The sequence below is a fragment of the Streptomyces sp. NPDC029151 genome (assembly GCF_055564315.1).
The window spans coordinates 1,279,626-1,298,094 of sequence record NZ_JBVHWQ010000001.1 but is presented as its reverse complement, the minus strand read 5'-3'; the positions used below and the strand labels follow the sequence as shown (position 1 = coordinate 1,298,094).

Below are 18,469 nucleotides of genomic sequence, written 5' to 3'. Positions count from 1 at the left end.
CGCGCAGATTGATGTCTGCAAGACGAAATGGCAGGGAAGATGTCGGATCGCCAGTCGAACGCCTCAACGGCGGCGCCAGGGATGAACGCGCGGAAGAACCTCGTCCTGTTGGTGCTGTGCGCGCAGCTCTTCCTGGACTCCATGGACGTCTCGCTGATGGGTGTGGCCCTCCCCGAGATGCAGGACGACATGGGCCTCAGTGCCGAGCAACTGCAGTGGATCATCTCGGGATACGCCGTCGCCTACGGCGGGTTCCTGCTCCTGGGCGGACGTGCCGCGGACCTGTTCGGCCGCCGCCGGATGTTCTTCTGGGCCACGGCGGTCTTCGCGGTCGTCAGCCTCGCCGGCGGCCTGGTGTCGAGCGGCGGGCTGCTCATCCTCACCCGTGTGATCAAGGGTGTCGCCGCCGCGTTCATCGCGCCGGCCGCCCTGTCGATCATCACCACCACGTTCCCTGAGGGCCCCGAGCGCAACCGGGCCATGAGCATGTTCGGCCTCACCGGCGCCAGCGGCTACGCGGCCGGCCTGGTCTTCTCCGGCGTGCTCACCTCCATGAGCTGGCGGCTGACCTTCTTCGTGCCGTTCGTCGTGGCCGCGCTCGTCCTGCTCACCGTGCGCAGCGTGATCGCCCCCGACGAGGCGCACGAGGGCCGGCGTCCCGGCTTCGACGCCTTCGGCGCGGTCACCGCGACCGGCGGTGTCCTCCTGCTGGTGTTCGCGCTGACCCGGGCCCCCGAGGTGGGCTGGGGCTCCTCCACCACCGTGGTCAGCCTGGTAGCGTCCGTGCTGCTGCTGGTCGCCTTCGTCGTGATCCAGAAGCGCCGCACCGACCCCCTGGTCGACCTCCGCATCTTCCGCTCGCGCACGCTGTCCACCGCCAACGTGGTGGGCATCGCCTGGGCCTGCGCCACGATCGGCTGGCAGTTCATCGCCCTGCTCTACCTCCAGGACACGCTGCACTACAGCGCGCTGAAGGCCGGCATGGCGATCGTCCCGATGGCCGCGTCCATCCTGGTCGCCGTCAACATCGCCCCGCGCGTCATCGGCAAGGCCGGGCTCCGGGTGCCCGCCGTGATCGGCCTGCTGCTGCAGGGACTCGGCATCTTCCTGTTCCTGCGCGCCGGTGAGGACGCCTCCTACCCGGCGGTGCTGCTGCCCGCTCTGGTCATCCACGGCCTGGGCAACGGCACGAGCTTCCTGAGCTTCAACATCGCGGGTGTCAGCGGCGTCGCCGACGACAAGCAGGGGCTCGCGGCCTCGCTGATCCAGTCGGCCGTCCAGCTGGGCGGTGGCCTCGGTGTCGCCGTGGGTGCCGCCGTGCTGGCCGGGGCGGCGACCGGCGGGGTGAGCGGGTACCACCACGCCTTCCTGGCCGTCGGCCTCTTCTCGCTGGTCGGCGCGCTCGCCTCGGCACTGGGGCTCGGCGCCCCGAGCGCGTCGGGCGACACGGCCGACACCGCGCCGGAGGAGGCCGTGACCCCGCAGCAGGGCGCCGGACTCGAAAGCGGACGCGCGTGAGCGGGCCCGCGGGAACCGGGGCGGGTCCGCGCGGCATCGAGTGGCTGACGCCCGATGACCCGCGGCTCGGCTGGGACGGGCTCGTGGAGCTGGAACGGCTCTCCGGGGGCTGGCTGCCCCGGCGCCTCGCCGCCGAGCGGCTCGCCACCACCCTCTCGCCCAACTTCAGCCGCCTCGCGGCGATGCCCGCGGGTATCCGGTGCGGCGTCCGCACCGATGCCGAGGAGCTGGTGCTGAGACTGTCCGTCGAGGCGTCCGACGCCCCGCTGGACGTCGTCGTCGACGGCGCCCTGGCGCTGCGCACCGAAGTGGACGGCGAACGCGAGATCACCGTGCCGCTGGCCCCCGGGCCTGCGGCACGGCCCGCCGCACCCGCGCTGCGGGACGTGGAGGTGTGGCTGCCGCACCTCGGGCGGGTGCTCGTCTCGGGGATCGGTTTCCGCGGGCACGGCACCGTCCGCCCGGCCGACCGCCCCGGCCTGCGCTGGGTGGCGTACGGAAGCTCCATCACGCAGAGCGTGTTCCCCTCCGGGCCGTCGGGGACGTGGACCGCGCTGATCGCCGCGGAACACGGCTGGCGGCTGCACAACCTGGGGCTCTCCGGAGAGGCGCACCTCGACCCGGTGGTGGCGCGGACGATCCGGGACCGGCCGGCCGACCTCGTCTCACTGGAACTCGGCATCAACGTCCACACCCGGAACACCTTCTCCGAGCGCAGCTGGGCGCCGGCGGTGTGCGGCTTCGTCGAAACCGTCCGGGACGGCCACCCCGACGTCCCGATCGCCGTGATCACCCCGCTGTCCTCGCCCGAGCGGGAGGACTCCGCCAACCGGGTCGGTCTGACGCTGGCCCGGCTGCGCGCCCAGACCGAGGAGGCGGTACGGGTGCTGGAGCGCCTCGGCGACAAGAACCTGCACACCGTGGACGGACTGGGCATCGCGCCGGTCCACGAGGCGGACGGGATGTTCGCCGACGGACTGCATCCGACCGCGGACGGCGAGCACGTCCTGGCCGCCCGGATCGGCGCCGCTCTGCGAAAGGCCGTGACACCGGCCGGCCTGTGACGGCGGACGGTACGCGCCGGCGGCGAACGCAGAAAAACACGGAACGCACGGAAAAAAAGAAAATGCAGAAGACATAGAAGACGCCGAAGGCTCGCAAAGCACGGAAAGTGCGGCGAGCCCGTCCGGTACGGAAAGCGAAGAAAAGCGCGGCGAGCGCGGCCGGCACGATGAACCACCCGCAGTGGCGGAACGGGTAAATTCCCCCGGCTCGCTCCGCCACTGCGGGTTTCGTCGTGTCCGCCGAGGCGGAAATCAGCTCACTTCGTACCCGATCCGGGCGAGGACTCCCCAGCGCCCGTCCTGCCGGGTCAGGACGTAGACCGAGTCGAAGGCGGCCAGTCGCCGGCCCTGGGCGTCGAGCCGGCTGAACCGCACCTGGGCGTGCGCCTGGTCCGCGGAGACCTGCGGGAACTCCACCTCGTCCCAGGCGCTGCGGTGCCAGCCGGAGGCGAGCAGCGCGTCCAGTTCGGCCTGCGAGCCGCGGATGTACTCCCCCGGCTCCTGCCATACCGTCACGGCCCCCTCGTGCACCCGGATCTGGGGAAAGTGCAGGGTGCGGGTCCAGGTTTCCAGGTCATGGCTGTTGAGTCCGTCGAGAAAGGCGTCGAGGGCCGCACGGGCCTCTTTCTCGACACCGGTGCGGTCGAACGCGGAAGTGCCGGCCATGAGATACCTTCCGGTGAAGTGACAGGGCGGGGTGATGAATCGACTGAATTCTCGCCTGAATTTCCGGCACATACAAGGCGGTCGCCCGGGCGCCGCTCCCGCGGCACCCCGGCGACCGCCGTTCACCTGCCGGGCCGGACTACCAGGTGTCCCAGTGCAGCACCTCGTCGCGCGGGACGCGGCGGGCGGGCTTGAAGTCGGTTCCGATGGTGTAGGCGAGCGGCAGGAACGCGGCGAGCATCACCTCGTCGTAGGGCACGCCGAGGGCCTTGGCCAGCTCGCGCTCCAGAGGCCCCTGGGCGGTCGTCCAGCAGGTCCCCAGGCCCCGGGCGCGGGCCGCGAGCATGAAGCTCCACACGGCCGGCAGGATCGACCCCCAGGTCATCGACTGGTCGAGCACGGACGCCCGTTCCGTGCGGCCCTCCACCGCCGGGATGACGAAGGCGGGAACGCGGTGGATGTTCGCGTAGAGGTACTGCACCCCGTCGAAGATGCGTTCCATGGTGCCGGGGTGGGCGTTCATGCGGCGCAGGTCGCGGGCGTTCACCGGTGCTCCGCCGCCGGTGACCATGGCGCGGCGGTAGATGTCGGCGACGACCATGCGCTGGTCCTCGTCGGTGACGACGAGGAAGTGCCAGCGCTGCCGGTTGCGTCCGGTGGGCGCCTGGGTGGCCAGGTCCACGCACTCCTCGATCAGCTTGCGCGGGACGGGGCGGGAGAAGTCCAGGCGCTTGCGCACCGCCCTTGTGGTGGACAGCAGTTGATCGGGTGTCAGATCCAGGGTCATGCTCGTGACCGTAGGAACAAAATTATCTGCTGTCAAATAATAGTCACCCAGAAGATGTCTGGTTTGGGTCGATTCAGGGCGTCGGGAGGGAGCGCGCGTGCCTGCCGTCGCGTTCGGGGTCGACCAGGAGCGCGAAGCAGAGCCCGCCGAACGCCACGAGGGCGCCGAAGCAGAAGAAGGTGAGGGTGTACCCCTGCTGCGGGGTGTCGCTCGCGTCGAGCAGCATCCCCGAGACGATGGGACTGACGGCGCCGGCGCTGACACCGAGACCGTTGAACACCGCGAGGACGGCCGAGCGCTGGTGCGGCGGGACGAGCTCGGCGAGCACGGGGTTGGTGAAGGTGTTGAGGCTCACCGACCCGCCGTACCCGAGCATGAGGATCCCGATGGAGGCGACCGGGTGCTGGATCCACGGCAGCAGGGTCAGCACGAGCCCGGCGCAGGCCAGCACGGCCCCTCCGAGAACCCCGCGGGCGCGCCGCGAGCCCACGCCCCGGCGCACCAGGCGGTCGGCGGTGAAGCCGGCCGTGAACAGGGCGACGATGCCGCCGACACTGGGCAGTCCGAGCAGGGAGCCGGCGGTCAGCTCCGAGTAGCCGAGCGCGTGGTGGAAGTAGGACGGCAGCCAGGTGAAGATCACCGCGGCCAGGGCGCTCTGCGTGAGCTGGGCGATCAGACAGCCCAGGAAGGTCCGGTTGAGCAGCGCCGTACGCCAGGGGACCGACGCGGGGCGGGCCGGCTCGGGCACACCGGCGGGCGCGGGCGCGGGCCGGGACCGGGCGCCGTACGGGCCGATCCTGCCCGCGGCGAGCCAGCCGAGCGACCACACCAGCGCGAGGACGGAGACGGTGACGAACCCCGCGCGCCAGCCGAAGGTGACGATGACCAGGGTGAGCACGGGGGCGAGGGCGATCTTGGCGATCGCGGCGCCGGAGGTGTACCAGGCGGTCGGCACCCCGCGCCGCTCGTCGGGGTACCACGAGTACAGCGAGGTCACGGCCAGCGGGCTCGCCGGGCCCTCGGCGGCACCGACGAGGAGCCTGCTGCCGTACAGCATGCCTCCGGTCACCGCGAAGACGGCCGGCAGCTGGCCCACCGCCCACAGCAGCCCGCAGACCAGCAGGAGCAGGCGCGGGGAGACGCGCTGGGCGGTGAAGCCGGCCGCGAGGCAGGTCACGCCGAACAGCACGTACGAGGCGCTGGCCAGGGTGCCGAAGTCGGCGGCGGCCAGGTGCAGTTCGTCGCTCATCGGGGTGGCGACGAGCCCGAGGAGCACCTTGTCGAGGAAGACCACCACCGCGGAGGCGACCACCAGCGCCGTGACGGTCACGGCGCGCCCCCGCCCCGTCCAGGGCGGCGCCGCCTTCGGCCGGCCCTCGGTGGCGGGCGCCGCGTCGTCGGAAACAGGCATCACTGTTCCTTTCGGTGGGGGACGGGATCCCGTTGCGGCGCGCCGGCGGGCCCGGCGCCCCCGGACGCGGCCGGGCCGGCCGGGGGCAGGCGCAGCGTGGCCAGCCAGCGGTCGATCTCCGCGTTGACGTACGCGGGCAGCTCCTGGTGGAGGAAGTGACCGGCGCCGGTGACGGGGACGGCCTTGCTGTCCGGGTGGGTGAAGGACCGCTCGTCGGCGCGCAGCCGGGCCGGATCGCGGTGCAGGGCCAGCACCGGCTGACGTCGCCGGCGCAGCACGGCCTCGGCCTCGGGCAGGAACCGGACGCTGCCCGGGTGGAAGGCGTTGTGCCGGAAGATCCGCGCCCGGGTGCCGGCCGCCGGCCACAGCACGGCCAGCCGCTGCCGTTCGACCAGGTGCGCCGGTGTCCCGGGCCCCGCCGCCAGGGTGGTCGCGAGACGGACCGCGGTGTCCTCGGCCGACGGCCCGTCGAGCGTGTCGGCGAGCGCGCGCAGCCGGGCACGGCTGTCGTCGTCGCCCGCGTAGTCCGGGTCGATCGCCACCAGGGCGTCGACGAGATCGGGCCGGCGGGCGGCCAGCACGCTGGATACGGAGGCACCCATCGAATGCCCGACCAGCACCACCGGTCCGCCCACCACCCGCTCGACGAAGGCCGCGAGATCGGCGGCGTGCCGGTCCGTGGAGTACTCCCCGTCCGCCGCCGGTCCCGTGCGGCCGTGCCCGCGCAGGTCCACGGCGAGTGTGCGGCAGCGCGTCCGCAGGTGGGGGAGCTGGTGGAGCCAGGTGTCGGCGCTGTCCCACAGGCCGTGCACCAGGACGGTCGGCAGGGTGAGCGCCCCGGGCTGCGCGGCGCCGGCGGGCGGCGGATGGTCGACGTGGAACAGCCGTACCTCGGGCAGATCGACGAAGGGCATCGCGGTACTCCAGCCGTGCGCGCGCGGGATGGTCGCCGACGTGCGGGACTCGCCGGTGGCGAGGGGCGATGTCGCGGGTGCCGTACGGCCGTGCCGGGGCGCCGTCGCGGCGCCGCCCGCCTCGTCGCCTGATCGATCCATTAGAGACCGGCGCCACCGTCGCCGTCCAAGTCCTCCGCCGCAGAGCGGATATGCTCACCAGGCATCACCAGAGGTGCTCGGGGGACCGGATGGAGCTACGTCACCTTCGGTATTTCGTCATGGTCGCCGAAGAGGGCTCGGTCAACCGCGCCGCGCGGCGGCTCCTGGTCTCCCAGCCGTCCCTCAGCCGCCAGATCGTCCACCTGGAGCGGCAGCTCGGACAGCAGCTGCTGCAGCGCACCTCCCGGGGCGTCCGGCTCACCCCGGCCGGCCAGGCGCTGCTGCCCCACGCCCACCAGTTGCTGGCGCTGGCCGACGCGACCCGCGAGACGGTCGCCGGAGCCAGGGCGGTGCGCCAGCGGGTGACCATCGGGGTCCCGCCCGGCACCGACGGCGGCTGGCTGATCGCCGCCGTGGACGCCGTACGGGCCGGGGTCCCGGACGCGGCACCGGAGTACGTCGAGGCCACCAGCTCCGACCAGCTGCGGCTGCTGCGGCAGGGCAGGCTCGACATCTGCCTCGTCCACCAGGCGCCGCCCGACGGCCACACGGTCCGGGAGGTGCGCCGGGACCCGCTGGGGATCGCCGTCCGGCCGGACCATCCCCTGGCGGCCCGGGGCGGCTACCGGCTGGGCGACCTCGACGGGCTGCGCACCCTGCTGCACGCCCAGGACCGTGTCCCCACCGAGCAGCACGGGCTCATCGCCGCCGCGCAGGCCGCCGGGGTCCGGCCGCACTGGCACTTCTCCCACTTCACCGAGCACGCCCTCGCCCACGCCCACGCGGCCGAGTGCGACGCCGTCCTGGTCGTCGCCCACACCGCCGCCGCCCAGCTGCCGGGCTGGCGCTGGGAGCCGCTGACCGATCTGCCGCTGACGATGACCACCTACCTGGTGACGGAGTCCGACACCCGCGCCGTCGTCCGCGAGGTGGCGCGGGCGATCGCCGGCCCCGGCCCGGGGACGGACGCCCCCGGCCCCGGCGGCCCGTGGTGACACCGCCCCCGGGGCCGCGCACCCCGCGCCCGTCGTCACACGCGGTTACTATGCTCACTTCGGGCTGTTCGGAAGGACGGGGATCGGCATGGCACCGCTGAGGGAGGTCACCGCGGTCCGCTACGTCGCCCCCCTGCACTCCGGCGGATCCGTACCGGGCGTCGTCGAGGCCGACGACCTGGGCACGTACGTCGTCAAGTTCACGGGCTCGGCACAGGGCCACAAGGCACTGGTCGCCGAGATCGTCGTCGGGGAACTCGCCCGCGCGCTCGGCCTGCGCTTCCCGGAACTGGTCCTGGTCCACTTCGACCCGGACATCGCCGCCGCCGAACCGCACCAGGAGGTGCGCGAGCTGCACAGCGCCAGTGCGGGCGTCAACCTCGGCATGGACCACCTGCCGGGCGCCCGGGACTTCACCCCGGAGATCGCCCGGGTCTTCCCGGTGGACCCGCTGGAGGCCGGCCGGATCGTCTGGCTGGACGCGCTGACCGTCAACGTGGACCGCACGGTGCACAGCTCCAACCTGATGGTCTGGCCCACCTTCGGCACCGCGCCGCCGCGGCTGTGGCTGATCGACCACGGCGCCGCCCTCGTCTTCCACCACCGCTGGGACACCACGGCCCCGGGCCGCAGGTACGACTTCCGGCACCACGCCCTCGGCCACTACGGCCCCGACGTGCGCGCCGCCGACGCGGAACTCGCGCCCCGGGTGACGGAGGAGCTGCTGCGCGCGATCGTCGCCGAGGTGCCGGACGCCTGGCTGGCCGAGGACGCCGCCTTCGCCACGCCCGACGACGTCCGGGACGCCTACGTCGGCTATCTGCTGGACCGGCTGCGGCTCTCGGCCGAGTGGCTGCCCACCGACTTCCCGAGCCGTGAGCAGCTCGCGGCGGAGGAGGCCGCCCGCGCGGCGAAGACCCAGGCGGGGCGCCCGGACTGGCTCAAGCGGGTCCCCGACCTGCACGGCAAGCCGGCGGCGGAACAGGACTGGTCGGTGCACCTGGGCTGAACGCGCGAGCGGCCCCGGGGTGCTCCCCGGAGCCGCCCGGCGCACCTGTGCGCCCGGTGGTTCAGCCCTTGAGCTGCTCGTACGCCGGCAGCGTGAGGAAGTCGGCGTAGTCCTCGTCCAGGGACACCCTCAGCAGCAGGTCGTGCGCCTCCTGCCAGTGCCCGGCCGCGAAGGCCTCCTCGCCGATCTCCTTGCGGATGGCGTCCAGTTCCTCGGCGGCGACCTTGCGGGCCAGCTCCGGCGTGGCCTTGTCGCCGTTCTCGAACTCGACTCCGGCGTTGATCCACTGCCAGATCTGCGAGCGGGAGATCTCGGCGGTGGCCGCGTCCTCCATCAGGTTGAAGATGGCGACCGCGCCGAGCCCGCGCAGCCAGGCCTCGATGTAGCGGATGCCGACCTGGACGGCGCCCACGAGACCGCCGTACGTCGGCTTCGCGTCGAGCGAGTCGATCGCGATCAGGTCGGCCGCCTCGACGTGGACGTCCTCGCGCAGCCGGTCCTTCTGGTTCGGCTTGTCGCCGAGGACCTTGTCGAAGGACTCCATGGCGATCGGCACCAGGTCGGGGTGGGCGACCCAGGAGCCGTCGAATCCGTCGTTCGCCTCGCGGTCCTTGTCGGCGCGGACCTTCTCGAAGGCGACCTTGTTGACCTCCGGGTCCTTGCGGGACGGGATGAAGGCCGCCATGCCGCCGATGGCGTGCGCGCCGCGCTTGTGGCAGGTGCGGACGAGGAGTTCGGTGTACGCCCGCATGAACGGGGCCGTCATCGTGACCGCGTTGCGGTCCGGGAGGACGAACCTCGCCCCGCCGTCACGGAAGTTCTTGACGATGGAGAACAGGTAGTCCCAGCGTCCGGCGTTCAACCCGGCGGCGTGGTCGCGCAGTTCGTAGAGGATCTCCTCCATCTCGTACGCGGCCGTGATGGTCTCGATCAGGACGGTGGCGCGGATGGTGCCCTGCGGGATGCCGAGGTGGTCCTGGGCGAAGACGAACACCTCGTTCCACAGGCGGGCTTCGAGGTGGGACTCGGTCTTCGGCAGGTAGAAGTAGGGGCCCTTGCCGAGGTCGAGCAGGCGCTGGGCGTTGTGGAAGAAGTACAGGCCGAAGTCGACGAGGGCACCGGGGACGGCCCGGCCGCCGGTGTCGGTGAGGTGCCGCTCGTCCAGGTGCCAGCCGCGCGGGCGCATGACGACGGTCGCCAGCTCCTCGTTCGGCCGCAGGGCGTACGACTTGCCGGTGCGCTCGTCGGTGAAGTCGATGTTCCGGGTGTAGGCGTCGATCAGGTTGAGCTGGCCGAGGACCACGTTCTCCCAGGTGGGCGCGGAGGCGTCCTCGAAGTCGGCGAGCCAGACGCGCGCGCCCGAGTTGAGCGCGTTGATGGTCATCTTGCGGTCGGTGGGTCCGGTGATCTCGACGCGCCGGTCGTTCAGCGCGGCCGGTGCCGGGGCGACCTTCCAGGAGTCGTCCGCGCGGATCGCGGCCGTCTCGGGCAGGAAGTCGAGCGTGGAGGTGCGGGCGATCTCGGCGCGGCGCTCGGCCCGGCGGGCCAGGAGTTCGTCACGGCGCGGGGTGAACCGCCGGTGCAGCTCCGCCACGAAGGCGAGCGCCGCGTCCGTGAGGACCTCTTCCTGCCGGGGCAGGGGCTCGGCGTCGACGATGGCCAGCGGGGACGGCGCTGGTGCGGACATGAGCTGTCACTTCCTTCAGCGGTGGCACCTAGTGCCAAGTGGCACGAATAGGACAGTGAGCGCCCGCTGTGCGGTCGGACGCTTCTGATCAGTGGATAGTAGTTTCCTCATCGTGGAAGTTCAATGGTTTGTTGATGTCGAGATTCTCCGGTTCGAGGCAAGGTGGCGCTCGGTGCCACCCCGTTCACTCAAGGTGGCTCAGGTCGGCCTCGGTGTCGATGTCGTACGGCTCGGCGACGTCCGCGCACTCCACCAGCCGGATCCCCGCGGCGTGGGCCTTCAGGTAGTCCCGCGCCCCGCGGTCCCCGGTGGCCGTCGCGGCGATGCCGGCCCAGTGCGCCGAGCCGAACAGCACCGGATGCCCGCGCACCCCGTCGTAGGCGGCCGAGACCAGCGAGGCCCCGTCCTCGTACGCGCCGAGCACGCGGGCCGCCGCGGCCGGTCCGATGCCGGGCTGGTCGACCAGGCTCACCAGGGCCGCCCGCGCCCCCGTACCGGCCAGTGAGGCGAGGCCGGCGCGCAGCGAGGAGCCCATCCCCTCCGCCCAGTCCGGGTTGTCCACCAGCACGCAGCCGCTCAGCTCGGCGCGGGCCCGTACCTGGGCCGCCGAGGCGCCCAGCACCACGTGGACCCGCCCGCACCCGGCCGCGCGCAGCACGCCGACCGCGTGCTCGACCAGGGGGCGTCCCCGGTGCGGCAGCAGCGCCTTGGGGCGCCCGCCCAGCCGTCTGCCGCCGCCGGCGGCGAGCAGCAGCCCGGCGACCTCCCCGCGAAGATCCCTGTTGTCCGTCATGGGTCCTGCATACCCGACGGCGCCGGAACCGGCCGGTTCTCCCGGCGCCGATGCCGATGGGCTGAATTTCGGTCCGCGCTGTGGCGCTCCCGCACCGGGTGGCGTTTACTGACCCGCGCACGAGGGCGTGCCAGGGGGAGGGCTGTGTTGCGGAGCTTGGGGCAGAGGCCAGTGACCGGCAGCGACGAGGACCCGAGGGTGGCGGAACTGCGGACCGCGGTGTCCCGGCTGCGCCGCCAGCTCGCGGCCTTGCCGGCGGACTTCCCCGACCGGGTGATAGCCGAGGACGAACTCGCGGCGCTGGCGGCGATGGCCGCGAGCGGCCCGCCGGAGATCCCGCGCCTGCGCAGCTCCCTGCTGCTGATAGCCGGCGCGATCGGCTCGATGAGCGCTCTGGCCCGGGGGCTGTCGCAGGTACGCGACGCCGTCGACCTGTTCGGCGAGCCGCCCCGGACCTAGGGTCTCGATTCCGGGCCGTGCCGGGGTCGCGGGGTCGGGCACGCACGTCCGCGGCGTTGCCGCCGGCTGCGGGTCCGTCGCGCTCGACATCCTCAGCGCGGGGCCCGCGTCGACGCCCTCCTCCGCCGCGCAGCCGCACGCCGGACCCCGCTCGGGCCGACCGGCGGGCGCCGTCGCCAAGAGCGGGCCTGGTGCGGGAGAAGGGCCCTAGCGCTTTGCCGGGCAGCCAGGCGTCGACGGCGTCTCCCGGCACACCCGGTCCTGGTGGGACTGGGCCGCGACTCCGCCGAAGGCGAGGAGGCAGACCAGGACGGTCATGACGGTCTGGCCGACGACGGTCACGAAGGCCCGGGCCCGCGCGGCGACCGCCGCCGCGACGACGGCGAGGACCCCGACCGCGCCGGCCGCGGCCAGATAGCCCCACAGCGAGTCGGCCGTGGCGGCCTCGGCCGGGTCGAGGTGGAACCCGGACAGCCACCAGAGCCCGAAGATCACCGCCAGGGCGATCGCTTCCAGCACCACGAGCCCGCACCCGGCCCCGATGTCGGCACCCAGGTCGGCGCGGCGGTGCGGCCCGGGACCCTCGGTGGCGTCGAAGGCCGGCGGGGCGGTGGGCAGGTCCATGCCCGTCACTCTGCCCTCGCGGGCGGGGCGGGCACATGAGTACGGGTACTCAGCCGGGCCGGGGGAGCCCTGCGGGGGGCCGGGGGCCCGGGCCGGTCACCCGGGGTTCTGGCTGGCCAGTGCCGCGGACAGTTCGCGGGCGATCTGCTGGAGCATCGGCACGATCTTCTCCGTGGCCGCCTCCGTGACCCGTCCCGCCGGGCCGGAGATGGAGATCGCCGCGGCCGTGGGGGAGTCGGGCACGGAGACCGCGAGGCAGCGCACCCCGATCTCCTGCTCGTTGTCGTCGACGGCGTACCCCAGCTGCCGTACGTCCTCCAGCGCCGCCAGGAAGCCCTCCGGCGTGGTGATGGTCTTCTCCGTGGCGGCCGGCATGCCCGTCCGGGCCAGCAGCGCCCGCACCTCGTCGTCCGGCACACCGGCCAGCAGCGCCTTGCCCACGCCGGTGGAGTGCGGCAGCACCCGCCGCCCGACCTCGGTGAACATCCGCATCGAGTGCTTCGAGGGCACCTGTGCCACGTACACGATCTCGTCGCCGTCGAGCAGCGCCATGTTCGCCGTCTCGCCGGTCTCCTCCACCAGCCGGGCCAGATACGGCCGCGCCCAGGTGCCGAGCAGCCGGGACGCGGACTCGCCGAGCCGGATCAGCCGGGGGCCGAGCGCGTACCGCCGGTTGGCCTGCTGGCGGACGTAGCCGCAGGCGACCAGGGTGCGCATCAGCCGGTGGATGGTGGGCAGCGGCAGCCCGCTGGCCGCGGACAGCTCGCTCAGACCCACCTCGCCGCCCGCGTCCGCCATCCGCTCAAGCAGGTCGAAGGCGCGCTCCAGGGACTGCACCCCGCCGGCGGCGGAGGGCTTGGCGGAGTCGGTGGTGCTGGCGCTGGACGTCGGCACGGCGCGTTCCTTTCGGGACTGGCGGGAGGGCAGAAGCCTACCCGGCAGCCGGTTGACTCCCCGCTTGTGCATAGCTACGTTCTGCCTGCTGGAATTCTAATTCCGCCTTGTGGAAACGTCCAGAGTGCCCACTCCCTCCGTCCCGCTCGGAAGTGTGCCTCTTGACGGCGGGGGAGCGGGAGTGAAGACTCCTTCAACAGAACGTTGAAATCCGTTACGTGGGTGTACATCCCGTTTCCTGGACGTAAAACGGCGGTAGAGAGAGGGGTTCGGGTGTCCGACGCTGAACTGGTGCTGCGCTCCACGCGCGTGATCACTCCGGAGGGGACGCGGGCCGCCACCGTCACCGTGTCCGCCGGGGAGATCACGGCGGTCCTGCCCTACGACGCCGAGGTCCCGGCCGCGGCCCGGCTGGAGGACCTCGGCGACCACGTCCTGCTGCCCGGCCTCGTCGACACCCACGTGCACGTCAACGACCCGGGCCGCACCGAGTGGGAGGGCTTCTGGACCGCCACCCGCGCGGCCGCGGCCGGCGGCATCACCACCCTGATCGACATGCCGCTCAACTCCCTGCCGCCGACCACGACCGTCGACCACCTGCGGGTCAAGCGGCAGGTGGCCGCCGACAAGGCGCACATCGACGTCGGCTTCTGGGGCGGCGCCCTGCCCGACAACGTCAAGGACCTGCGCCCGCTGCACGACGCCGGCGTCTTCGGCTTCAAGGCCTTCCTCTCCCCGTCCGGCGTGGACGAGTTCCCGCACCTCGACCAGGACCAGCTCGCCCAGTCCCTGGCGGAGATCGCCGGCTTCGACGGGCTGCTGATCGTGCACGCCGAGGACCCGCACCACCTCGCCGCCGCCCCGCAGCACGGCGGCCCCAGGTACGCCGACTTCCTCGCCTCCCGCCCGCGCGACGCCGAGGACACCGCCATCGCGAACCTCGTCGCCCAGGCCCGGCGGCTGAACGCGCGCGTGCACGTGCTGCACCTGTCCTCCGGCGACGCGCTGCCGCTGATCCGCGCCGCCCGCGCCGAGGGCGTCCGCGTCACCGTGGAGACCTGCCCGCACTACCTGACCCTGACCGCCGAGGAAGTCCCCGACGGCGCGAGCGAGTTCAAGTGCTGCCCGCCCATCCGCGAGGCCGCCAACCAGGACCTCCTGTGGGAGGCCCTCGCCGACGGCACCATCGACTGCGTGGTCACCGACCACTCGCCGTCCACGGCCGACCTGAAGACGGACGACTTCGCCACCGCGTGGGGCGGCATCTCCGGCCTCCAGCTCAGCCTGTCCGCCGTGTGGACCGAGGCCCGCAGGCGCGGTCACACCCTGGAGGACGTCGTCCGCTGGATGTCCACGCGGACCGCCGGCCTGGCCGGCCTGTCCCGGAAGGGTGCCATCGAGGCCGGCCGCGACGCCGACTTCGCCGTCCTCGCCCCCGACGAGACCTTCACCGTCGACCCGGCCGGCCTCCAGCACCGCAACCGGGTCACCGCCTACGCCGGCAGGACCCTGCACGGCGTCGTCAAGTCCACCTGGCTGCGCGGCGAACGCATCGTCGCCGACGGCGCGTTCACCGAGCCGAAGGGCACGCTGCTCAGCCGCTCCCAGTGAGCCACCCCCGCACCCGGCCCGACTCCCGAAAGGACCCCCTGATCACCGTGACGGCGATACCCAGCTTCACCGGCGACGCGAACCCCTACGGAGGCGGCGACCCGTACGCGGACTACCGCACCGCCGACTTCCCCTTCACCCAGTACGCCAACCTCGCCGACCGGCAGCTCGGCGCCGGTGTCATCGCCGCCAACGACGAGTTCTTCGCCCAGCGGGAGAACCTGCTGGTGCCCGAGCGGGCCGAGTTCGACCCCGAGCACTTCGGCCACAAGGGCAAGATCATGGACGGCTGGGAGACCCGCCGCCGGCGCGGAGTCTCCGCCGAGCACCCGTGGCCGACCGCCGAGGACCACGACTGGGCGCTGGTCCGGCTCGGCGCGCCGGGCGTCGTACGCGGGATCGTCGTCGACACCGCGCACTTCCGCGGCAACTACCCGCAGGCGGTCTCGGTCGAGGGCACGTCCGTACCGGGTTCACCGTCCCCGGAGGAGCTGCTCGGGGACGACGTGAAGTGGACCACCCTGGTCCCGCGCACCGCCGTCGGCGGCCACGCGGCGAACGGTTTCGCCGTCTCCGTCGAACAGCGCTTCACGCACCTGCGCGTCAACCAGCACCCCGACGGCGGCATCGCCCGCCTGCGCGTCCACGGCGAGGTCGTCCCGGACCCCGAGTGGCTGGCGGTCCTCGGCACCTTCGACGTGGTCGCCCTGGAGAACGGCGGCCAGGTCGAGGACGCGTCGAACCTCTTCTACTCGCCGGCGACCAACACCATCCAGCCGGGCCGCTCCCGCAAGATGGACGACGGCTGGGAGACCCGCCGCCGCCGCGACCAGGGCAACGACTGGATCCGCTACCGGCTCGCCGCCCAGTCCCGGATCCGCGCGATCGAGATCGACACCGCCTACCTGAAGGGGAACAGCGCCGGGTGGGCGTCGGTGTCGGTCAGGGACGGCGAGAGCGGCGCGTGGACCGAGGTCCTTCCGCGCACGCGCCTCCAGCCCGACACGAACCACCGGTTCGTCCTGCCCGGGCCGGCGGTCGGCACGCACGCGCGGGTCGACATCTTCCCCGACGGCGGCATCTCCCGGCTGCGCCTGTTCGGCTCGCTGACCGAGCAGGGCGCGAGCGGCCTCGCCGCCCGCCACCAGGAGCTGGGCGGCTGATCCCCGTCCACGCGCGCGTGGGGCGCCCCGGCTGGACAGCACCGGGGCGCCCCGCGCGGCACCCACGGGACCCGTGTCCCGCCCACGGGCACCCGTGTCCCACCCCCGCGTCCCACCCGTACGGACCCGGTGCGGAACTCTTTCGTCCACCTCCCGCGTTGTCTCCGATGTGACCCTTCAGCAAGAGATCGTCGGCAACGCCATGCAGATGGCGGTCGTCAACCTGCGCCCCGGCCAGACCGTGTACTGCGAGGCCGGGAAGTTCCTGTTCAAGACGGTGAACGTCACCATGGAGACGCGTCTGTCCGGCCCGTCGAACGGCGGCGGGCAGCAGAGCGGCTCGGGCGGCGGCATGGGCGGCCTGCTCCGCCAGGCCATGGGCACCGCCATGCAGGTCGGCCAGCGCATGCTCGCGGGCGAATCGCTCGCCTTCCAGTACTTCACCGCCCAGAGCGGCGAGGGCACCGTCGGCTTCGCGGGCGTCCTCCCGGGCGAGATGCGCGCCCTGGAGCTGGACGGCACGCGCGCGTGGTTCGCCGAGAAGGACGCCTTCGTGGCCGCCGAGTCCACCGTCGACTTCGGCATCGCCTTCGCCGGCGGCCGGACCGGCATGAGCGGCGGAGAGGGCTTCGTCCTGGAGAAGTTCACCGGGCACGGCACGGTGATCATCGCCGGCGCGGGCAACTTCATCGACCTCAACCCGGCGGACTTCGGCGGCCGGATCGAGGTCGACACCGGCTGTGTGGTCGCCTTCGAGGAGGGCATCCAGTACGGCGTCCAGCGCGTCGGCGGCCTCAACCGCCAGGGGATCATGAACGCCGTGTTCGGCGGCGAGGGCCTGTCCCTGGCCACCCTGGAGGGCAACGGCCGGGTGATCCTGCAGTCCCTCACCATCGAGAGCCTCGCCAACGCCCTGAAGAAGGCCCAGGGCGGCGACAAGCAGGGCCCGACCGGCGGACTGTTCTCCACCCACGCCGGCTGAGCCGGATCCCCACGGACTCGCGGCCGGACCGATGAGTCACGGGCGGACGCGGGGTCTGCACCCTTGACAGCAGACCCCGCACCCGGAAGAAGGCACCTGCCATGGGCACGCTCGTCTCCACGATCTCCGTCACCCTCGACGGTGTCTACCAGGCCCCCGGCGGCCCCGGGGAGGACACCCGCGACGGCTTCACCCAGGGCGGCTGGAGCTTCCCGCACGCCGACGACACATCCGGCCGGTTCGTCACCGAGGTCTTCGCCCGCGCGGGCGGTTTCCTGCTAGGCCGCCGTACGTACGACATCTTCGCCTCGTACTGGCCGAGGGTGACCGATCCCGCCCACCCCATCGCCGGCCCGCTCAACACCCTCCCGAAGTACGTCGTCTCCTCGACCCTCCCGGCACCCGATTGGTCCGGCACCAGCGTCGTCCCGGGCGACCTCGCCAAGGAGGTCACGGCCCTGAAGGAGCGCACGGACGGCGAACTGCAGATCCACGGCAGCGGCGTCCTGCTCCGCTCGCTGCTGGACCTCGGGCTCGTCGACACCCTGCACGTGCTGACGTTCCCGGTCGTCCTCGGCGCCGGCCGCCGCCTGTTCCCGGACGGCACGGTCCCCACCCGCTTCACCCACCGCTCCGGCCGCGTCACCGGCTCCGGCGTCTCCATCCAGACGTACGAACCGGCGGGCAGCCCGGAGTACGGCACCTTCGAGCTGCCCGAGGACGCCTGAACCGGCATCGGGTCCCGCGACGGCCTCGCCCCGCGTCCCCTGGGCGGAGCGGGGGAACGCGGGACGAGGCCGTCGGGGCGGGACGGGGCGGATCTCAGCAGCCGAAGTCGACGAGCCTGAACGTGGCGTAGTGATCGGAGGTGTAGTAGTCCTCCTCGTACTTCCGGCCGGTGACGATGCGGCGCGCCCCGCGCGTGGAGGAGCCCGGCGTGATCACGGTGTACTCGTGGTAGTAGCCGCTGGACTGCCGGGGGAGGACGCTCTCGCGGTTCTGGAAGACGGCGCCGTCCTGGGAGTAGGGGAAGGGACCGCCCTGGTCGATCAGGTCGAGCGTGTCGTGCGCCTGCGAGGGCAGCGCGCTGTAGCAGACGCTGCCGACCGCGGCGTCCGCGGTGGTGGCGGAGACGGTGGCGCCGACGAGGAGAGCGGACAGGGCGGCGGCCGTGGCGCCGGTCCGGACGATGACGTGGGGGATTCTCACGACCTCATGGTGACGCGCGGCGAGCATGGCATGTCAATGACGATCATGGAGTGTTCGCCGGAACGTCCGACAGGTTCCCGGGACGTTCACCCGGCGGCCGGCGGCTTCACGGATCCCCCACGGACCGGCCCCACGGACCGGCCCCACGGACCGGCCCCACGGACCGGCCCCGCGTTCAGCCGGGCTTCCGGCTCTCGGCGGCGGCGAACAGGGCCAGCGCCAGCACGATCAGCGCGATGCCGGCGTGGATCTCGTAGCCGCGGAGGACACTCCACTGCTGGGTGACGCCCCAGCGCACCCTGCCCGTGATCTCGTACACCAGACCGCCCGTGCCCTGCACCAGGGCGAGAAACCCGAAGAACTCCAGCAGACGCTTCATGGCACGACTCTCGCCCCGCCGTCCGCCCCCTCGCATCGGCCGCGGGGCGAACGCGCGGCGCCGAAAGGCCGCGCCCGCGCCGACGCCCGGCGCCGAAAGTCCACCGGGGTGCGACTTTGGTCGACGACCCCGGTCGTCCGGTAGTCGATTGCCGCCACGGGAG

The 18,469-nt window shown here is 72.7% G+C and carries 19 protein-coding genes; 9 read left to right on the top strand and 10 right to left on the bottom strand.

What is annotated here, in order from left to right; translation table 11 throughout:
- Nucleotides 1–81: 81 nt before the first annotated feature.
- Nucleotides 82–1,518: an MFS transporter gene (locus ACZ4VF_RS05230; protein WP_467923265.1), complete on the top strand. Its 1,437-nt coding sequence runs from the start codon at nucleotides 82–84 to the stop codon at nucleotides 1,516–1,518.
- Nucleotides 1,515–2,582: a GDSL-type esterase/lipase family protein gene (locus tag ACZ4VF_RS05225; protein WP_467923264.1), complete on the top strand. Its 1,068-nt coding sequence runs from the start codon at nucleotides 1,515–1,517 to the stop codon at nucleotides 2,580–2,582. The genes ACZ4VF_RS05230 and ACZ4VF_RS05225 overlap by 4 nt, the downstream gene beginning before the upstream one ends.
- A gap of 252 nt (nucleotides 2,583–2,834) precedes the next feature.
- Here the strand turns inward: ACZ4VF_RS05225 and ACZ4VF_RS05220 are convergent, their stop codons facing one another.
- The 4 genes from ACZ4VF_RS05220 to ACZ4VF_RS05205 all read right to left on the bottom strand — a co-directional run bounded on the left by ACZ4VF_RS05220 (nucleotide 2,835) and on the right by ACZ4VF_RS05205 (nucleotide 6,501).
- Entirely contained in the window at nucleotides 2,835–3,248 is a 414-nt protein-coding gene (locus ACZ4VF_RS05220; RefSeq protein ID WP_467923263.1) for a hypothetical protein, read from the bottom strand.
- 139 nt (nucleotides 3,249–3,387) lie between these two features.
- Nucleotides 3,388–4,035 (bottom strand): nitroreductase family protein, encoded by a 648-nt coding sequence (locus ACZ4VF_RS05215; RefSeq protein WP_467923262.1) that lies wholly within the window; start codon nucleotides 4,033–4,035, stop codon nucleotides 3,388–3,390.
- Between the two features lie 73 nt (nucleotides 4,036–4,108).
- On the bottom strand, nucleotides 4,109–5,446 hold the full coding sequence (locus tag ACZ4VF_RS05210) for an MFS transporter (RefSeq protein ID WP_467923261.1): 1,338 nt from the start codon (nucleotides 5,444–5,446) through the stop codon (nucleotides 4,109–4,111).
- The gene (locus ACZ4VF_RS05205) at nucleotides 5,446–6,501 is read right to left on the bottom strand and encodes an alpha/beta fold hydrolase (protein WP_467923260.1); all 1,056 of its coding nucleotides are present in this window, start codon (nucleotides 6,499–6,501) and stop codon (nucleotides 5,446–5,448) included. The genes ACZ4VF_RS05210 and ACZ4VF_RS05205 overlap by 1 nt, the downstream gene beginning before the upstream one ends.
- On the opposite strand from ACZ4VF_RS05205, the gene ACZ4VF_RS05200 reads away from it, so the two are divergent.
- Both ACZ4VF_RS05200 and ACZ4VF_RS05195 read left to right on the top strand, forming a co-directional pair.
- A complete protein-coding gene (locus ACZ4VF_RS05200) occupies nucleotides 6,429–7,496 on the top strand; it encodes a LysR family transcriptional regulator (protein WP_467923259.1) in 1,068 nt (355 codons plus the stop codon). The two genes, ACZ4VF_RS05205 and ACZ4VF_RS05200, sit on opposite strands and share 73 nt — an antisense overlap.
- Nucleotides 7,497–7,584: 88 nt before the next feature.
- Nucleotides 7,585–8,505 (top strand): HipA family kinase, encoded by a 921-nt coding sequence (locus ACZ4VF_RS05195; protein WP_467923258.1) that lies wholly within the window; start codon nucleotides 7,585–7,587, stop codon nucleotides 8,503–8,505.
- Nucleotides 8,506–8,566: 61 nt separating this feature from the next.
- Here the strand turns inward: ACZ4VF_RS05195 and aceB are convergent, their stop codons facing one another.
- Both aceB and ACZ4VF_RS05185 read right to left on the bottom strand, forming a co-directional pair.
- Nucleotides 8,567–10,192 (bottom strand): malate synthase A, encoded by a 1,626-nt coding sequence (aceB, locus tag ACZ4VF_RS05190; RefSeq protein WP_467923257.1) that lies wholly within the window; start codon nucleotides 10,190–10,192, stop codon nucleotides 8,567–8,569.
- A gap of 184 nt (nucleotides 10,193–10,376) precedes the next feature.
- Entirely contained in the window at nucleotides 10,377–10,985 is a 609-nt protein-coding gene (locus tag ACZ4VF_RS05185) for a nucleotidyltransferase family protein (RefSeq protein WP_467923256.1), read from the bottom strand.
- 144 nt (nucleotides 10,986–11,129) lie between these two features.
- Between ACZ4VF_RS05185 and ACZ4VF_RS05180 the strand changes: the two genes are divergently transcribed.
- Nucleotides 11,130–11,444, top strand: a complete 315-nt coding sequence (locus tag ACZ4VF_RS05180; RefSeq protein ID WP_467923255.1) for a DUF5955 family protein — start codon at nucleotides 11,130–11,132, stop codon at nucleotides 11,442–11,444.
- A gap of 207 nt (nucleotides 11,445–11,651) precedes the next feature.
- On the opposite strand, the gene ACZ4VF_RS05175 is transcribed toward ACZ4VF_RS05180, so the two are convergent.
- Nucleotides 11,652–12,068 carry a DUF6234 family protein gene (locus ACZ4VF_RS05175; RefSeq protein ID WP_467923254.1) on the bottom strand — a complete coding sequence of 139 codons (417 nt, stop codon included), beginning with the start codon at nucleotides 12,066–12,068 and terminating at the stop codon, nucleotides 11,652–11,654.
- A gap of 96 nt (nucleotides 12,069–12,164) precedes the next feature.
- Nucleotides 12,165–12,962, bottom strand: a complete 798-nt coding sequence (locus ACZ4VF_RS05170) for an IclR family transcriptional regulator (RefSeq protein ID WP_467923253.1) — start codon at nucleotides 12,960–12,962, stop codon at nucleotides 12,165–12,167.
- 273 nt (nucleotides 12,963–13,235) lie between these two features.
- Here ACZ4VF_RS05170 and allB point away from each other — a divergent pair, with 273 nt between their 5' ends.
- From allB to ACZ4VF_RS05150, 4 genes are all read left to right on the top strand, one after another.
- The gene (gene allB / locus ACZ4VF_RS05165; RefSeq protein WP_467923252.1) at nucleotides 13,236–14,573 is read left to right on the top strand and encodes an allantoinase AllB; all 1,338 of its coding nucleotides are present in this window, start codon (nucleotides 13,236–13,238) and stop codon (nucleotides 14,571–14,573) included.
- Nucleotides 14,574–14,620: 47 nt separating this feature from the next.
- On the top strand, nucleotides 14,621–15,736 hold the full coding sequence (alc, locus tag ACZ4VF_RS05160; protein ID WP_467923251.1) for an allantoicase: 1,116 nt from the start codon (nucleotides 14,621–14,623) through the stop codon (nucleotides 15,734–15,736).
- A 169-nt stretch (nucleotides 15,737–15,905) separates the two neighbouring features.
- Nucleotides 15,906–16,718: an AIM24 family protein gene (locus ACZ4VF_RS05155; RefSeq protein WP_467923250.1), complete on the top strand. Its 813-nt coding sequence runs from the start codon at nucleotides 15,906–15,908 to the stop codon at nucleotides 16,716–16,718.
- Between the two features lie 101 nt (nucleotides 16,719–16,819).
- The gene (locus ACZ4VF_RS05150; RefSeq protein ID WP_467923249.1) at nucleotides 16,820–17,446 is read left to right on the top strand and encodes a dihydrofolate reductase family protein; all 627 of its coding nucleotides are present in this window, start codon (nucleotides 16,820–16,822) and stop codon (nucleotides 17,444–17,446) included.
- 94 nt (nucleotides 17,447–17,540) lie between these two features.
- Here the strand turns inward: ACZ4VF_RS05150 and ACZ4VF_RS05145 are convergent, their stop codons facing one another.
- Complete coding sequence (locus ACZ4VF_RS05145) at nucleotides 17,541–17,927, bottom strand: guanyl-specific ribonuclease (RefSeq protein ID WP_467923248.1); 387 nt, start codon at nucleotides 17,925–17,927, stop codon at nucleotides 17,541–17,543.
- Between the two features lie 175 nt (nucleotides 17,928–18,102).
- Nucleotides 18,103–18,306 carry a hypothetical protein gene (locus ACZ4VF_RS05140; protein WP_467923247.1) on the bottom strand — a complete coding sequence of 68 codons (204 nt, stop codon included), beginning with the start codon at nucleotides 18,304–18,306 and terminating at the stop codon, nucleotides 18,103–18,105.
- Between the last annotated feature and the right edge of the window lie 163 nt (nucleotides 18,307–18,469).